General features: G+C 68.9%; 15 protein-coding genes. 9 read left to right on the top strand and 6 right to left on the bottom strand.

What is annotated here, in order from left to right:
- The 4 genes from AC0IZJ_RS24950 to AC0IZJ_RS24935 all read left to right on the top strand — a co-directional run bounded on the left by AC0IZJ_RS24950 (position 1) and on the right by AC0IZJ_RS24935 (position 3,639).
- On the top strand, positions 1–996 hold the full coding sequence (locus AC0IZJ_RS24950; RefSeq protein WP_471854404.1) for a family 43 glycosylhydrolase: 996 nt from the start codon (positions 1–3) through the stop codon (positions 994–996).
- 135 nt (positions 997–1,131) lie between these two features.
- Positions 1,132–2,082 carry a hypothetical protein gene (locus tag AC0IZJ_RS24945; RefSeq protein WP_471854403.1) on the top strand — a complete coding sequence of 317 codons (951 nt, stop codon included), beginning with the start codon at positions 1,132–1,134 and terminating at the stop codon, positions 2,080–2,082.
- Positions 2,083–2,616, top strand: coding sequence for a hypothetical protein (locus tag AC0IZJ_RS24940; RefSeq protein ID WP_471854401.1), 534 nt, complete (start codon positions 2,083–2,085; stop codon positions 2,614–2,616).
- A gap of 141 nt (positions 2,617–2,757) precedes the next feature.
- Entirely contained in the window at positions 2,758–3,639 is an 882-nt protein-coding gene (locus AC0IZJ_RS24935; protein ID WP_471854399.1) for a hypothetical protein, read from the top strand.
- A 2-nt stretch (positions 3,640–3,641) separates the two neighbouring features.
- Here AC0IZJ_RS24935 and AC0IZJ_RS24930 read toward each other — a convergent pair whose 3' ends face one another.
- Positions 3,642–4,403, bottom strand: coding sequence for a MipA/OmpV family protein (locus AC0IZJ_RS24930; protein ID WP_471854398.1), 762 nt, complete (start codon positions 4,401–4,403; stop codon positions 3,642–3,644).
- Between the two features lie 136 nt (positions 4,404–4,539).
- Between AC0IZJ_RS24930 and AC0IZJ_RS24925 the strand changes: the two genes are divergently transcribed.
- The 5 genes from AC0IZJ_RS24925 to AC0IZJ_RS24905 all read left to right on the top strand — a co-directional run bounded on the left by AC0IZJ_RS24925 (position 4,540) and on the right by AC0IZJ_RS24905 (position 8,187).
- A complete protein-coding gene (locus tag AC0IZJ_RS24925) occupies positions 4,540–5,211 on the top strand; it encodes a response regulator (protein WP_471854396.1) in 672 nt (223 codons plus the stop codon).
- The gene (locus AC0IZJ_RS24920; protein ID WP_471854395.1) at positions 5,208–6,563 is read left to right on the top strand and encodes a sensor histidine kinase; all 1,356 of its coding nucleotides are present in this window, start codon (positions 5,208–5,210) and stop codon (positions 6,561–6,563) included. Before AC0IZJ_RS24925 ends, AC0IZJ_RS24920 begins: the two co-directional genes overlap by 4 nt.
- A 35-nt stretch (positions 6,564–6,598) precedes the next feature.
- Entirely contained in the window at positions 6,599–7,264 is a 666-nt protein-coding gene (locus AC0IZJ_RS24915) for a DUF2306 domain-containing protein (protein WP_471854393.1), read from the top strand.
- A gap of 93 nt (positions 7,265–7,357) precedes the next feature.
- Positions 7,358–7,768 (top strand): GFA family protein, encoded by a 411-nt coding sequence (locus tag AC0IZJ_RS24910; protein WP_471854392.1) that lies wholly within the window; start codon positions 7,358–7,360, stop codon positions 7,766–7,768.
- Between the two features lie 5 nt (positions 7,769–7,773).
- Positions 7,774–8,187, top strand: coding sequence for a DUF1801 domain-containing protein (locus AC0IZJ_RS24905; protein ID WP_471854522.1), 414 nt, complete (start codon positions 7,774–7,776; stop codon positions 8,185–8,187).
- Between the two features lie 90 nt (positions 8,188–8,277).
- On the opposite strand, the gene AC0IZJ_RS24900 is transcribed toward AC0IZJ_RS24905, so the two are convergent.
- The 5 genes from AC0IZJ_RS24900 to AC0IZJ_RS24880 are packed head-to-tail and all read right to left on the bottom strand — an operon-like array spanning position 8,278 to position 16,296.
- On the bottom strand, positions 8,278–9,132 hold the full coding sequence (locus AC0IZJ_RS24900) for a hypothetical protein (protein WP_471854390.1): 855 nt from the start codon (positions 9,130–9,132) through the stop codon (positions 8,278–8,280).
- Between the two features lie 42 nt (positions 9,133–9,174).
- Positions 9,175–9,942, bottom strand: a complete 768-nt coding sequence (locus tag AC0IZJ_RS24895) for an alpha/beta hydrolase (RefSeq protein ID WP_471854386.1) — start codon at positions 9,940–9,942, stop codon at positions 9,175–9,177.
- A complete protein-coding gene (locus AC0IZJ_RS24890) occupies positions 9,939–10,982 on the bottom strand; it encodes a glycoside hydrolase family 43 protein (protein ID WP_471854384.1) in 1,044 nt (347 codons plus the stop codon). The genes AC0IZJ_RS24895 and AC0IZJ_RS24890 overlap by 4 nt, the downstream gene beginning before the upstream one ends.
- Positions 10,983–10,984: 2 nt before the next feature.
- A complete protein-coding gene (locus AC0IZJ_RS24885; RefSeq protein WP_471854383.1) occupies positions 10,985–13,357 on the bottom strand; it encodes a glycoside hydrolase family 95 protein in 2,373 nt (790 codons plus the stop codon).
- A complete protein-coding gene (locus AC0IZJ_RS24880) occupies positions 13,357–16,296 on the bottom strand; it encodes a DUF4982 domain-containing protein (RefSeq protein ID WP_471854380.1) in 2,940 nt (979 codons plus the stop codon). The genes AC0IZJ_RS24885 and AC0IZJ_RS24880 overlap by 1 nt, the downstream gene beginning before the upstream one ends.
- Between the last annotated feature and the right edge of the window lie 110 nt (positions 16,297–16,406).

Genomic DNA, 16,406 nt, shown 5'->3' with positions numbered 1-16,406 from the left:
ATGAAACGCCTCTTGTCTTTCGCCCTCGCCGCGCTGTTCGTCACGTCGGCGCAGGCCCAGAACCCGCTTGCCCTTGGCAAGGATCTGCGCACCGCCGACCCCTCCGGCCACGTCTGGAAGGACGGCAGGATGTGGCTCTACACATCGCACGACGAGGAGTGCCAGGCCGACTTCCACATGAAGGATTGGTATGCCTTTTCGTCCACCGACCTCGTCAACTGGACCCACCACGGTGCCGTGCTGTCGGTGAAGGACCTGACCTGGGCCGACGACTACGCCTGGGCGCCCGACGCGGCCTACAAGAACGGCAAGTACTACCTCGTCTTCCCCGCCGGCACCGGCATCAAGGACCGGCAGAACCCGAAGAACAGCACCAAGTGGATGGGCATCGGCATCGCCGAGGGCGACTCGCCCGCCGGCCCCTTCAAGGACATGATCGGCGCGCCGTTGTGGCGCAAGCCTTACGCCAATGATCCGGTGCTGTTCGTCGACGACGACGGCCGCGCCTACCTCTACAGCCGCACGTCGGGCGTCAACTATCTGGTGGCCGAGATGGCCGACGACATGCGCAGCCTCAAGGGCGAGCTGCAGAAGATGGACATGGGCGGCTACGAGCCACCGATGGAAGGGCCGTGGGTGTTCAAGCGGGGCGGCCTGTACTACTTCACGATGCCCGAGCACAACCGCATCCTGACCTACTACACGGCCACCTCGCCCAAGGGACCGTGGAAGTACAAGGGCGTCATCATGGAGCAGGAGAACAACGCCAACAACCACCACTCCATCGTTGAGTACAAGGGGCAGTGGATCCTGTTCTATCACCGCTGGCTGGAGACGCCTGGCGCGGCCTGCCACAAGAAGCAGCGGCATGTGACGGCTGAGTACGTGCACTTCAATGACGACGGCACGATCCGCAAGGTGGAGCGGACGAACGAAGGCGTGGGTGATTTTCCCAAGCGGGCAACACCTGGCACTGCTGCAGGCGTGACAAAGTAGTGCGCACGGCAAGCGCGCCTTGCCCTGCTGGCCGCTGCAGCCCAGGCGGGCGATATCCAGAACCTGTCGCGGCCTGCATCTTTCCGTTGCGTGGCCATCGCCCGCTTCCTTCATGAGCACAAAGGACTTGTCCCGATGAAGCCTGGTGTCCAACGTTTGGCTTGGCTGGCGGGCGTCGCCTGTGTCGGTGCCGTGGCTTTTGCCGTGACCCACTGGCGTGGCGACAGCGACGCCATGCCGCAGCAAGCCTCTGTGCCGGCGCCTTCGCCGCCCGTGGCGCCGGCGCCATCCGTCCCGTTGGATGAGGGGCGCTCCGTCGCCGCCGCCACTGTCGCCGCCTCGGTGCCGACAGTGGCGATGCCTGCATCTGCCGTCTTGCGCCGCCCGCCTGTGGACGTCTCGCGCATGCAGCCCGAAATCCAGCTTGCCATCGGCAGCGATCAGCGTGGCAAGGCGGGGGAAGCAGCGCGGCATATCCAGAGGTGCCTGGCGTTGGAGCGCGACCCAGAGCGACAGCGCCAGCGGATGGAGGACATGCTGCGCAGCTTGCCCGAAGCCGCGCACAGCGTCATGAGAGCCAACCACCAGCAGTTGGTTGCCTCCTGCCAGGCCGTGGACGCGGCGTCTCGCGAACAGTTGGTGCCGTTGCTTCGCCGCAGCCTTGACGAGGGCGACAAGGGCGCGGCTGAAGGCCTGGTGCAGGCCTTGGGAAGGAACTTCAATCTGGTGGATGAGCCCGCCATCGTTCCCGCGCTGCGCCGTGACGCCTGGGACTGCGACCGCAGCTCACAACGTGTGCTGAGCAGTCTGGTCCGCCGGGATCCGCAACTGTTGGCCCCCAACGAGATCGGGGCCTTGCGCGATCAGGAACGCATCCAGTTCAGCAAGGGTTTGGAGGCATTGCTGCGCAAGGCTGAAGGTGACCCGAAGCGTCAGGCCGCCATCGCAGGCATCCTGGCCACCTTCAAGCCGCCGCCCGAGGCCGACCCTGCAGAAGTCGCGCGGATCTCGGCCGAGATCCAGGCCCGCTGCGAGGCCGCGCAAACCGCCCTTCCCGGTGGCGGCCCTCGTGGCGTTGGCAGCTAGATGAGCCAAGCCCAGAATCCCTACGCGCAGATAAACGCGCTGGCCCGCCAGGCCTTCGCCCACTGGGGCGCCGGGCGGCTGGTCGAGGCCTCAGCGGGCTTCACCGCGGCCATCACGCTGGTTCGTGACGGCGGCCTGCCGGCGGTGGCGGACCTGCACGCCCAACTGGCCGGCGTGCTGGACGTGCAGGGGCGACTCGATGCCGCAGTTGCCCAGTCGGAACTGGCGCTGGCCGCCGAGCAAGCGCAAGGCGGGGCGGACGACGCCTCGCCCAGCGTGAAGCTTGCCCGCCATTTCCTGGCGGACCGTTTGATACGCCAGGGCCAGCCTCAGCGCGCGCTGGAGGTGGTAACGCCGTCGTTGGTGGCCTTGCCAGACGATTGGTTGTTGAACCTGACGCAGTCCGAGGCGATGTTTGCTACCGGCCGCACCGCAGACGCCAGGGCGGCGGCCGAACGTTCGCTGGGGAATGTGTCATCGGAGGACAAGCGGACGCAGCTCGCCGAGCGGCTCGCTGCGGTGCTGTCCTCCTGAGGGCCGGGTGGCTTGCTCGTCGACTGTCGTCTCCACCCATGGGCCTGTGGGCGCTGAGGCGCCGTAAAAACTACCGCGCTGTTGCATGGATTCCGGTGGGCATAGTCCGCAGTCGTCCATGACTGCAAGCCACTGCACACGATGAAGCCCACCACTCGACGGATCACTTGGCTGATGTCCATCGCTGGAGCCTGCGTGATGGCCTGGGCTGCGGCGGGCTGGCGCGCCGATGACGTCGCACCGCCCGATCAGATGCCGGCAACAGCCGCTGCGGCAGTGCGCAACCAGCCGGAACCAACGCTGGCGCCGATGCCGGCTTCCGCTTCACCCGTCGAGGCAGCTGCTTCCACTGTTCCGGCACCGGCGTCCGTCGCGGGGGTGAGCCGCCCCCCGCCGGACGTCTCGCGCATGCAGCGCGAGATCCAGGTCGCCTTGAACGGCAACGAGCGTGGCAAGGCTCGCCAAGCGTTGAAGTATCTCCACGACTGCTGGGTCACTCAAGAGCTGGGCGAACGGCCGCGCGAGCGGCTGGACGCCGACCGGCATCGCATGTCCGAGGCGGGCTATCGGGATGCGCTCGCCCGTCTTGAAGAGCGGCAGCGCGCCTGCCAGGCCGTTGACGGTTCATCGCGCGCGCAATGGGTGCCGCTGCTGCGTCGCAGCCTCGCCGAAGGCGACGCGGACGCGGCGGCCAGACTGGTTCTTGCGCTGGGCGAGCGTTTTGACCCGGTGGCAGAACCGGAGATCGTCGCCGGCCTGTTGCGCGACGCCTGGGCATGCGATGGCCTTTCTTTTGTCATGCTTCGGTCCCTTGCGCGCAACCGTCCGCAACTGATTGGCCTCGATGTGGCTGGTGCGGTGAACGCGCTGGATCGGGCCCAGATCACTGCGTTCGCTCAGACAAATCCAATGGTGAAGGCCACTCTGGATCGCAAACTGGCCGGGCTGGACACGCCCGCAGGTGCCGATCCCGTCGAGGTCGCACGGCTGGTGTCCGACATGCAGACCCGTTGTCCAAACTAGCATCAAAACCGATACAACCATCCCGCAAACACACTCGCCTGATAGCGTCGCTCCACCAGCGGGCTGTTCTCCACCGGCTTGCCCAGCTTCATGCCCGACACGTCGGCAAACAGCATCTCGTTCTTGCCGGTCGCATAGGTCAGTCGCACGCCCACCTCGCTCTGCGTTGCCGAGTCGCCCACGTAGACCGGCCGCAGCGCCGTGGCCTCGGCGGTACGTACGCCGAAGTAGTAGTCCACGTACTTGCGGTCCACGCCGCGCAGGCCCACGCGCGGCGTGAGGGCGAGGTCGCCGAAATCGAAGCGCTTCTCGTACTGCAGCGACACGATGCGGCCCTTGCTGTTGCCCATGGCGTCTCCCACCGCCTCCAGCGACAGCTCACCCAGCTCGCCGTCCCAGATGGCCGCGCCGCCCAGCCACAGGCTCCCCTTGCGGCGCTCCATGCCGAGCAGGAAGTCCGAGTCCTTGGCCTTGTAGCCCTCGAAACCGAAGCGCGTGCGCAGCCGCCAGCTGACCGGGCCGGTGTTGCCCAGCTTCACGTCCAGGGTGGGCAGCGCGACCGACACCCACTTGTTCTCGTAGATCAGCAGCGGCAGCACGCGGGCCTTGGTGTCCACGCCGCGGTAGGGCTCGCGCACGGCACCGGCACCGATGCCGGCAATGGTCACCGACCTGGGCGGCCCGCCCTCGGACGGGCTGTTCTGGGCCAGGGCCGGCGAGGCGATCAGCAGCGCGGCGACAAGGCGGAGGGCGTGGGCTTGCATGGACAAATCCTTGGGGGTGGGGATGGAAACGCCGCGCAGACTAGAAGCCGCGAATTAGCGCCGGCTTAGGTTGGAAGGTGCCGGGGCATTGGCCATCCTCACGGAGGCTTAAGTCGGCGTCGTTAAGCTGCCGCGCATGCGTGCACTGCTAGTGGAAGACGACGAGATGATCGGCAAGAGCCTGACCCAGGCGCTGGCCCGCGCCGGCTGGTCGGTGGACTGGGTGCGCGACGGCGAACCCGCCCGCGCAGCGCTGGCCGACGGCGGCTATGCCTGTGTGCTGCTGGACCTGGGCCTGCCGCGGCTGGATGGCCTGAGCCTGCTGCGCCAGCTGCGTGCCAAGGGCGAGCTGACGCCGGTGCTGGTGTTGACCGCGCGTGACGGCGTCGAGGACCGCATCCAGGGGCTGGATCTGGGCGCCGACGACTACCTCGTCAAGCCCTTCGAGTTTGGCGAGCTTCAGGCGCGCATGCGGGCGCTGCTGCGCCGGGCCAGCGGCGCGGCCCAGTCGCTGCTGGGCACGGGCGCGGCGCTGCAGCTGGACCTGAACACCCGCGAGGCCCTGCGCGGCGGCCAGCGCGAGACGCTGACCGCGCGCGAGTTCGCGCTGCTGCGCGCGCTGCTGGAGCGGCCGGGCGCCATCCTTTCGCGCGAGCAGCTGGAGCAGCGCATCTATGGCTGGGGCGAGGAGGTGGGCAGCAACATGATCGACGTGCTCATCCACGGCATGCGCCGCAAGCTCGGCGCCGACGCCATCCGCAACGTGCGCGGGCTGGGCTGGCGCGTGGCGTTGGTGGACGCGGCATGAGCGCTCCAGTGACGCGCGCGCGGCGACCGATCTCCCTGCACCTCCAGCTGGTGTTGTGGCTGCTGCCACTGCACCTGCTGACCACGGCCGCCATCGGTGGCGCCTTCTACTGGAGCTACGGCCGCATCGTCTATGGCTTCATGGACGGCCAGATGAAGGCGCTCGCGCACTCGCACGCCGCGCGTTCCTGCGCGGGTCTGAGCGTTCCGCTGCAGCGGACAGGCCCCGAGGTCTACGAGGCCGGTGGCTTCATCGTGCAGCTCTGGTGCGCGCGCGACCCGGCGCGCCGCGCGAGCTCCTGGCCGGCGCTGGACGTGCCGCTGCAGGCCGAGCCCGGCTGGCGCACGCTCAGTGCCGGCGGCGAGGACTGGTATGCCTACACCGCCCCAGCGGGCGACGCTGGCGAGCTGCGCGCCCAGGTGCTGCAGAGCCAGGCTTTTCGCCACCAGGAGGTGGGCGGGCGCGCGGTGCTGGCCAGCCTGTCGGGGTTGCTGTTGTTGCCGGTATCGCTGCTGGTGCTGGGCAAGGTGATCGGGCGCACCTCGCGGCGGCTCCGCGGTGTGGCGCTGCAACTGGCGCAGCGAGACGAGCACAGCACTGGCGAAGGTGCGCTGGATGTTCCTTGCGAGATCACGCCGCTGGTGGGGGCCTTCGAGGCGCTGCTCGGGCGGCTGCGCGAGGGGCTGCTGGCGCAGCGCCGTTTCGTGCAGGACGCCGCCCACGAGCTGCGCACGCCGCTGACGGCCCTCAACCTGCAGCTGGAGAACCTGCGCCCCCACATGGCCGGCGCGCAAGCCGAGTTTGGGCAGCTGCAGCAGGGCATGCACCGGGCCCAGCATCTCGTCGAGCAGATGCTGAGCCTGTCGCGCCAGGAGGCGGCGCGCACGACAGATGGCGGCGCCCTGCTGGACCTGCGCGCGCTGCTGCGCGCCAGCATCGGTCAGGCCATGGCTCTGGCTGACCGGCGTGGCGTGGAGGTCGGCTTTGTCGATCATGTGGAAGGCCCGCTGCTGCTGAGCGCCGTCGAAGGTGACCTGCGCAGCCTGTTCGACAACCTCATCGACAACTCGCTGCGCCATGCGCCGCCGGGCAGCGAGGTCGAGCTCAGGCTGGCGGCAGGCACCGGGCGCGCGCGCTGGGTGGATGTGCAGGACAGCGGCCCTGGTTTGCCGGAGGCCATGCGCGAGCGTGTCTTCGACCGCTTCTTCCGCATGCCCGACGCGCCCGCCGGCGGCAGTGGCCTGGGCCTGGCCATTGCGCGGCAGGCGGGGCTCAAGCATGGCCTGCGCATCGAGCTGCGCGATCGGGAGGACGGGCGCAGCGGTCTCGTCGCACGAGTTCACCTGCCCTAAGTCCCAACTCATTCATGCCGCCTAGATTGAACGGCATGAACACCGCACACCCTTCCCCATTCGCCCGCCGGCTCGGCCTTGCGCTGCTGCTGGTGACCGCCGCCGTCACCGGCTTCATGGCGCTGCGCTATGCCTTGCCGGGCCAGCCTTGGGCGCCGCCGCTGACCAACCTGGCCACGCAGCGCGAGCTGCTGGTGCTGCATGCCGTGAGCGCGGGGCTGGCCCTGATGCTGGGCCCGTGGCAGTTCGTCAAACGGCTGCGCGAGCGGCACCCGCGCCTGCACCGGGCCATCGGCTGGGGCTATGCGAGCTGCCTGCTCGTCGGTGGGCTGACGGCGTTGCCGTTGGCGCTGCAGGCCGACGGCGGGCCGCTGGCGCAACTGGGCTTCGGCTTGCTCGGCCTGCTGTGGCTGGCAAGCACGGCCATCGCCCTCGTCCACATCCGCGCCCGCCGCGTCGCGGCGCACCGGCGCTGGATGCTGCGCAGCTTCGTGCTGACGGCCGGCGGCATCACGCTGCGCCTGCAGATCCTCGCGGGCTCGGCTTTTGGCGTGCCGGTGGACGCCTTCTACACGGCACTGGCCTGGAGCTCCTGGCTGCCGCAGGCGCTGTGGCTGGAATGGTGGCTGTGGCGCAGTGCACCTGCCCGCGGGCCACAGCCGGCACCGGCGTGGCCGGACGCACAGATGGATGGGCGTTGAGCCTGCGGCGCAGCTGCTGACAGATCCCGGCACCGGCAGGGCAGCGGCGGCGCAAGAATCCACGCACCTGTCCTGGCTCCCTGGAGAACCTCCATGCATGGTCATTGCCTGTGCGGCGCCGTCCGCTTCACGTCGCCCGATGCCCGGGAGATCGGCGCCTGCCACTGCGGCTTCTGCCGGCGCTGGGGCGGCGGCCCCTTGCTGGCTGTCCACTGCGGGCCTGACGTCCAGTTCGATGGCCAGGAGCACATCGGTGTCTATGCCTCATCGGAGTGGGCAGAGCGCGCTTTCTGCAAGCACTGCGGCACGCATCTCTTCTACAAGCTGCTTGCGACCGGCGAGTACTTCGTGCCGGCCGGCGCCTTCGAGTCGGGCGACTTCGAGTTGGCCAGCCAGATCTATGTCGACAACAAGCCCGGCTACTACGACTTCGCGAACCAGACGCCCATGCTGACCGAGCAGCAGGTCATCGCTCAGTACGCACCGCCCGGCGATGCCGGTTGAGCGCGATGACGCCATTCCTTCGCCCCGAGGTTCAGGCCCGATTCGAGGCCTACCCGGCCGGCGTTCGGCGCCGCATGTTGGCGCTCAGGGAGCTGGTGCTGAAGGCGGCCGCGCAAACGCCCGGCGTCGGTGCCATTGAGGAAACATTGAAGTGGGGCGAGCCGGCCTACGTCACCGTCAACAAGGCGGGCAGCACGGTGCGCATCGACTGGAAGCCCAGGGCACCGGCGCAGTACGCCGTCTATTTCAACTGCCAGACGAATCTGGTCGAGTCGTTCCGGCAGATGTTCCCGAACGACTTCCGCTTCGAGGGCAACCGCGCCCTGGTGCTCGATCTTGATCGGAAGATGCCGACGGATTCTCTGGGCTGGTGCATCGCGGCGGCGCTGACCTATCACCTGGAGCGACGCCCTGCATGAGGTGCACCAGCAGCCCGTTCAGATAGCGCGCCAGGTTCGTGTACCCCGGCGCCGGATCGACCCGCGCCGCGTTGGCCCCGTCGTGCGGGTTCATCCCCGGGCCTGAACGCCCTGCTCGGCCAGCGCGCGCCACCACGCCATGGTGCGAGCCGTGCGGCTCGGTGGCTCTGGCGCCCGCTCGGGAATGAGCTGCGCCGTCGTCTGCGTGACGCGGGCCAGGAAGGGCAGCGCAAACAGCAGCGGCAGCACCATCAGGCGCAGCGCCTCGGTCGTGCCCGGCTGAACGTCCAGGTGCAACTGCGCGGAGGACGGCAGCGTGTGCACCTGCTGCGAAAGTTGCAGCGTGATGGCGTTGTGCCAGTCGGCGTTCACGCCGCTCAGCGCGCAGCGCTGGCGCTGGCCGAGATGGAATGCCGGCGGGTCGCCCTTGGCCATGCGCTCGCTCAGCGCGGCTCGCAATGCGGCGTGCAGCGAAGCGAAGAAATCGTGGCCCTCGATGCCGGCCTGGCGCCGCGCGACGTCGGCGCGGATGGTCTCGACGCGCGGGTCCGCCGCACCCATGTCGCCGAACATCTTCAGGCGGCGGGTCGCGTCGTGCAGTTCCCACAGCTGGATGCGAAAGCTGCGTTCCGGGTCCGTCACGGCATGCCCGGCGACGTACTCGAAGGCGTCGTGCGCTTCTACCGCGCAGCGGGCCAGGGCGCTCATGGAGGGCACGTCCTGCAGGTCCTTGACGGTCCTGTCGCCCGATTGCGCGGCGAGGCTGCGCAGGGCTGCGCAGTGGGACAGCAGCTTGATGAAGATCAGTCCGCCGTAGGCCACCTGCACGGAGGGGGCCACGAAGCCGGCCAGCGCTGCCGACATTGCCCGGCCATGCTCCAGCACGGCGTCGAATTCACGGACCTTGGCCTTGTAGTCGCCCCAGGTGTTGATTGCTTCCAGCATGCTTCAGTCTTGTTCTGATGAGCGTGCAAGGGTAGGCGATGTTCAGTGGCCCAGCTTCTCGGTGACCCAGCGCGCCGCCAGCCCCGGCCACTGCTCCTGTGTCCCCGCAAGCCCGCGCAATGCGAAGCCGTGCTCGGCCTGGGGGAAGACATGCGCCTCGACATCCAGCTGGTGCCGCTGCGCCGCGACGATGAGATTCAGCGCGTGCTGCACCGGGACGATAGGGTCATGCAGCGCATAAGCGAGGAAGACCGGGCAGCGCGGCAGGCCGTGGGGCTCGCTGGCGATGCCGATGGGCCAGGCGTCGTAGAAGGCCTGCTTCTCGGGCGGCGCGAAGTCGGGTTTGCCGGCCGGGAACTTGTGGTCGCGGTGGTTGGCGTTGAGCGGCGCATAGGCGATGACGGCGCCTGCTGATTCACGCTGGCAGGCCATCACGCCGGCCAGGTGGCCGCCGGAGGACAGGCCCATATGCAGCAGCGGCAGCGGCGGCAGCGTGGCGAGGTGGTCCAGCGCCAGCAAGCCGTCCTGCAGGGCGATGTCGAACGAGTTGCCGTCCTGGCCGGGCAGGCGGTGGACGAGCACATAGGCGTCCAGCCCCAGCGTGTTCAGCCACTGCGCGATCTCGACGCCTTCCTTGTCGTGCATCAGTTGCAGATAGCCGCCACCCGCGTAGACGAGGGCGCGACCGCGCGCCGGTGTTGGTGACACATAGGCGTGCAGCTCGGCGCGTGTGGGGCGGCGGCAGATGCGGTCTGGGGACTCGCCGTCGAAAACGTTCGGCTCACCTGCCGAGAGAGCAATCACGGTCATGGCTTGGCGGTCTCCTTCAACGGCAGCCCGAAGTCCGGCATGCCGTCGGCCGTGAAGCGCAGCGGCTGCACGCGCGTGGCGCGGCCGGTGTCCTTCAGCGGGTCGCCGACGATGTCGCGGTAGTTGCGGGCGTGGAAGACGTTCAGCACCGTCCCGTCGGGCTCGACGAGGAAGCTGTTGTGGCCCGGGCCGTACTGGCTGTTCTCGGCGCTGGTGCTGAAGACCGGGCCGGGCGACTTGCGCCAGCTGTTGGGGTCGAGCAGGTCGGCGTTCTCGTCGGCCCACAGCAGGCCCAGGCAGTACTCGGCGCCGGTGCCGGCGGCCGAGTAGGTCATGAAGACGCGACCGCCGTGGACGAGCACGGCCGGCGCCTCGTTGACGATGTGCCGCACCTTCTCCCAGGCGTAGTCCGGCTGGCTCAGCCGCACCTGCGGGCCCTCCAGCTCGGTCGGGCTCTTCATGCGCGAGATGAAGATGTCGGTGCTGTGGTTCTTCTTGGCCGGGTCGGTCTGCGCCCAGGCCATGTATCGCTTGCCGCGGTGCTCGAAGACGGTGGCGTCCAGCGTGAACGTCTCCCACTGCGTCTTGACTTGGCCGCGCTCGGTCCACTCGCCTTGCATGGGGTCGGCGGCGGCGTTCTCCAGCGTCCACAGGCGGATCTTCCATGGCTCCTTGGCCTCGCCCGCGCTGAAGTGGATGTACCAGCGGCCGTCCAGGAAAGCCAGCTCCGGCGCCCAGATGTGGCGGCTCATCGGCCCGCTGTCGTGCTTGCGCCAGACGACCTTGGGCTCGGCCGTGGCCAGCGCGGCGATGCTGCGTGCGCGGCGCAGCTCCAGCACGTCGTAAGCGGGCGCGGTGGCCATCAGGTAGTACCAGTCGCCGTGGCGGGTGATCTGTGGGTCGGCGCGCTGGGACACGAGCGGGTTGGGCCAGGGCAGCGGGGTCGGTGCGGGCGCGGCGGGGGCCTGCGCAAGCGCGGGCAGGGCCGGCATCCACAGCGCGGCGGCAAGCGCCAGGCGGCGGGAGATCAGGGAAGTCAAGGTCAGCTCTCCAGGCGTTGAAGCCGTCCATCGCGGCGTTCGAATCGGGCGGTCTGGCCGGCGGTCAGGCGCAGCGGCAGCTTGCCCCCGCGCCAGCGCAGTTCCGTGCTGCCGCCAACCGTGTTCGTGATTGTCACGGCCTGCACCTCGCTCCCTTTCCAGGTCAGCGCCAGCTCGAAACCGCCACGCGCGCGCAGGCCGCTGACGCTGCCGTCAGGCCACGCCGAGGGCAGCGCCGGCAGCAGCTCGATGCGCCCACGGTGGCTTTGCAGCAGCATCTCCGCGATGCCGGCAGCGCCGCCGAAGTTGCCGTCGATCTGGAAAGGCGGGTGGGCATCGAACAGGTTGGCGTAGCTGCGGCTGGGGTGCAGCAGGCGCTGCAGCACCGAGTAGGCGTGCTCGCCGTCCTTCAGCCGCGTGAACAGGTTGATGCGCCAGCCTATGCCCCAGCCGGTGGTGTCGTCGCCGCGGCGCTCTAGCACATTGCGCGCGGCGGCGGCCAGGGCGGGCGTGTCCTCGGGCGTGATCTGGTCCGAGGGGTAGAGCGCGTACAGGTGCGACACATGGCGGTGCTGCAGCTCAGGGGCCTGCAGGTCCCAGTCCTCCTGCCACTCCTGCAGCTGGCCGGCGGCGCCGATGCGGTCGGGCGGCAGGCGGTCGCGCATGGCCGCGCAGGCGCGCTCGAAGGGGCGGTCGATGCGCAACTCGCGCGCGGCGTCGGCGCAGTCGGCGAACAGGTCGCGCAGCAGTTGGTTGTCCATCGCCGGGCCGGCGCAGACGGAGGAGCCGTGCGGATGGTTGTTCTCGGGCGACACGCTCGGGTTGGTGACCATGAAGCCGCTCTTCGGGTCGCGCACCAGCGTGGCGAGCTGGAACTCGGCGGCGCCCTTCATCAGCGGGTACAGGCGCTTCAGCAATGCCGGGTCGCGTCTGAACAGCCAGCTCTGCCACAGCGTGTTCACCAGCCACACGCCGCCCATGGGCCACAGCCCCCACTTCGCACCGTCGGTCGGCGCGGCCACGCGCCAGCCGTCGGTGTTGTGGAAGGCGACCCAGCCGGGCGCGTCGTACATGGCGCGCGCCAGCCTCGCGCCGGTGACGGACAGGTCCTCCACCATCGCGATCAGCGGCTCGATGGTTTCGCCGATGTTGCAGACCTCGGCGGGCCAGTAGTTCATTTCCGTGTTGATGTTGATGGTCCATTTGGACCCCCACGACGGATTGGTCTTCTCGTTCCACAGCCCCTGCAGATTGGCCGGGAAGCGCGAGCCCGGCCGCGAGCTGGCCAGCAGCAGGTAGCGGCCGTATTGCAGATAGAGCGAGGCGAGGCCGGGGTCCTGGCCTTCGGCGAAACGGGCGATGCGCTCGTCGGTGGGCAGGGCGCCGTTGGGGCCGGCGCCGAGGTCCAGCGCGACGCGGCGGAACAGGCGTCGGTGGTCTTCGCGGTGGGCGGCACGAAGGGCCTCGGGGCCGCGCGCCGTTGCGGCGGCCAGCGTCTGGCGGTTCAGCACCGCGGGGTCGCCGGACACGTCGTCAAAGCGCTTGTAGCCGGTGGCGCCGGCGATGAGGATGAAGACTTCGTCGGCACCCTGCACCTGCAGGCCGCCATCGCGGGCGACGAGCTTGCCGCCGCGCGTGACAACCTGCAGCCGGCATTCGAACGGCAGCCGGCCTTCAATGCCTGCCACCGTCGGGCTGCTGCCGGCCACCCACAGCGTGTGGCCGCCTTCGCCACCGCTGCGCTGCTGGTGCGGCGCTGTCAGCGTGATGTCGGCGCTGATCCACTTGGGCTTGTCCGCCGCCAGGCGCACGATGATGAGCTGGTCGGCCGCGGACGCGTAGACCTCGCGTGTCAGCGTCGCTCCGCCTGCGCGAAACCGCGTCTGCGCGACGGCTTCGTCCAGGTCCAGGCTGCGCTCGTAGTCCCGCACGCCGTCCAGGCCGGGGAAGACGAGCAGCAGCTCGGCCAGCGGCTGGTAGGTCATTTGCCGGTTGGGCACACCCAGCAGCGTCTCGTTGGCCAGCTTCTCGGCCTCGGCGTAGCGGCCGGCAAACACCAGCTCGCGCACCCGTGGCAGGCCTTCGCGGGCCTTGGGGTTGGTCGTGTCGTAGGGCCCGCCCGAGAAGAAGCTGTTCTCGTTGAGCTGGATGCGCTCGGTGTGCGTGCCGCCGAACACCATCGCGCCGAGGCGCCCATTGCCCAGCGGCAGAGCCGCCGTCCATTCGTCCGCGGGGCGGCGGTACCAGAGGCGCAGCGGGTTGGGCGCGGGCATCTGAGCCAGCGCAGGGGCGGTGGCCAGCAGCGGCGCGCCCAGGCGCAGCAGGTTGGAGTGGGCGAGCTGCTGCAGCAGCCAGAGGCGGCGTGAGGTGATCATCAGGGTGCTTTGTAGAACTCTGCTTCGACGATGGACAGCACACCGCGCCCGAGACTGGCGGCACCGGTGTCGACGATCTTCTGGTTGGCAACTTCGGTGTTGGCCGTGGCGGTGCCGCCCTTGGCCTCGCCGGTCAGCTCGATGCTGACGAGCTGACCGCGCTGAGGCTTGAGCGGCAGCGTCACGTAGCCCAGACTGCGCTCGGTCAAGCCGCGCCAGACCTCGGCGCCGTCCACGCGGATGACCAGCGGGTACTGGCGTTCGCGCCAGCCGCCGAGTTTCAGCGTGATCTCGTTCAGCGTGGCCGGCTCGGCCAACTTGAAGCGGATGGCGCCCTTGCCAGCCTCGCTGGTCCATGACGTGGTCTCGTCATCGTCGAAGGCGTTGGCGGGTGTGCCGCTGTCGGCATCCGACGAGGACACGGCGACGGCGATGCGGCTGGTGGTGAACGAGGGCGTGGCCGGCGTCGCGCCGCGCGTGGATTGCGGCACGACGCCGTCTGCTGGGAAGCGCGCGCTCAGCCCGCCGCTGACCGTCACGGCCTGCGAGTGCATTTCGAGCGTCGCCGGCGCCAGGCCTTGCGACTCGGCGCGCAGTCTGATGACGCCCGCCTCGGTCGTGCTGCGCACCAGCACGCGGTTGACGCCGCCTTCCACCGGCAGCTCGCGCGCGAGCACAAAGTTGCCCGGCCCCTGCGCAATGCCGCCGCGCCATTCAGCGGGGCCGTCCAGCGTGAACTTCACCGTGTCCAGCGCGATGGGATTGCGGCGGCCGGCGGCGTCCACCACCTCGACCTGCACCAGCGCCAGGTCGGCGCCGTCGGCCTGCAGGCCTTGCGGGTGGGTCTGCACGGTCAGCTTCAGCGCCGCCGGCGCGCCGGCCGTGATGCGCACGTCTTCACAGACCTTGTGGCCGTCCTTGTCCAGCCCGACGGCACGCAATTCGCCGGGCTCGAAGGTCACGCCGGGGAAGGTGAAGACGAACGGTTCGCTGGCCTGGGCCGCGCCCAGCGGCCTGCCGTTCAGCGTCAGCAGCACGCGCTGTGCGCTGGAGATCACGGTGACTGTCTTGACCGTGCCCGCCGCGTAGTTCCAGTGGCCCAGTAGATGGGCGCGGGGCTTATCGACATCGACCCAGCCGTCCCACACCACCTGATGCGCGAAGAAGCCATCCTTGGGGATGCGCATCGCGTCCACCTCCCCACTGCGGCGGTAGTTCTCGGCGCCGCGGTGGTGGGTGTTGCTGTCGCTGAAGATGATGTTGACGCCGCCCGACGACACGCGCGTGCCGGTGCCCGGCCGCTCGCGCCAGAAGTCCACCCAGCGGCGCACGTCTTCCAGCGCGTGGGAGTCCTGGTTGCGGTTGTAGGTGGGCGCGGGCTGGCCCTTGTGCTCGGGGCCGTCGCCGTCGCGGTGGAAGGGCGGCGAGAGTTCGTCCCAGAACTTGCGGGCGCCTTCGTCGCGTGAATACTCCGTGGCCCACATCGGCCGGCGCGCGCTCTTGTTGACGTAGAGCATTTCGCCGCCGTATTCGGCCACGTCCTGCAGCGCCTTGGACAGCATCTCGCGGCTGCCGGACGCACGGCCGCCGTGCGGGTCGTAACGGTCGCGGATGGCCTTGGCCTCCGCCATGTGCCCAACGCTGACGCCGCGGTTGCCCGTCTCGTACATCAGGATGCTCGGGCTGTTGCGGAAGTAGACGATGGCGTCGCGCATCGCCTCCATGCGCTGCTCCCAGCGGCGGCCCGTCACGTCGGCCTCGGAGTCGCCCGTTGGCATGGCCTGCATGAGGCCGAGGCGGTCCAGCGACTGGACGTCCTGCTTCCACGGCGCCGTGTGCATCCAGCGCACGAAGTTGGCGTTGCTGGCCAGCATCTGGCCGTTGCTGTAGTCGCTGAGCCAGGGCGGCACGGACAGGCCGATGGCGGGCCACTCGTTGGACGTGCGCTGCGCATAGCCCTTGAGCTGGATGACGCGGCCGTTCAGCGTGACCATGCCGTTGGCGAACGCCGTCTGGCGAAAGCCCGTGCGCGTGACCACCTTGTCGGTGGGTTTGCCGTCGACGGTGAGCGTCGTCTCGACGTCGTACAGCGCGCCGTGGCCCCAGCTCCAGAACTGCAGGCCCGTCACCGGTGCGCTGGCAGCGACGGTGGTGGTGGCGCCCGCGGCAACGGTCTGCGCCGGCGCCTTGAAGGTTGCGACGACGCGGCCGTTGGTGTCACGTAGCGTCACGTCGTAGCCGAAGCGGCGCGGCTTCTCGTGCTCGTTGCGGACTTGGGCTTCGGCGGTGATGGTGGCCTTGCCGGCCTTGATGTCGAAGCCGGCGGCGTGGACATAGACGCCGGTGGTGCCGAGGTTGGAGAACAGCGGCAGCGTCTGGTAGAGCTTGTCCGTCACGTGCAACCGCAGGTTCTTGGGCAGGCCGCCGTAGTTGGCGTTGAAGTTCTTGTCGGCCCACTGGTAGCGCTGGTTGGTGGCCTGCTCGCGGTAATCCCAACGGTTGTCGGTGCGCACGGCGATGAGGTTGTTGCCGGGCTTGACGGCCTGGCTCAGGTCGAAGCCGAAAGCGGTCACGCCGTTCTCGTGCAGGCCGATTCGCTGGCCGTTGACCCAGATTTCTGCGGCTTGTCTTGCGCCTTCGAACTCGATGAAGACCTTGCGAGTGGCGATGTTTGTCGGGAGGATGAAGCGCTTGCGGTACCAGGCGATGCCGGTGCTGTGGTCAATGATGTCTTTCGCGAAAGCATCGTCTTCGTTCCAGGCGCGGGGGAGGGTGACGGGTTTCCAGACTCGGTCGTCGAACGTCTGGGTTTCGGCGCCGGGGGCGTCGCCGACGTGGAGGCGCCAACTCGGGTTGAAGTTGTAGACCTCGCGGGCGGCGTGGGCGCTGAGGGCGAGGGCGAAAATCGCCAAGGTCAGAGCGATGCGATGCAGCGTCATGTTTTGGAATCTGTGGGTTGTTGGCGAGTGCCGTGCCGGGATTTCGCCCCGGCGGGCGAGTCACTTTCTGGTCCGCCAGAAAGTAACCAAAGAGCTCCCCCCGACCGCCC

It is taken from the genome of Roseateles sp. AC306 (assembly GCF_979253795.1).
Note: the sequence above shows the minus strand (reverse complement) of the source record. Positions and strands in the feature narration are given on the sequence as shown.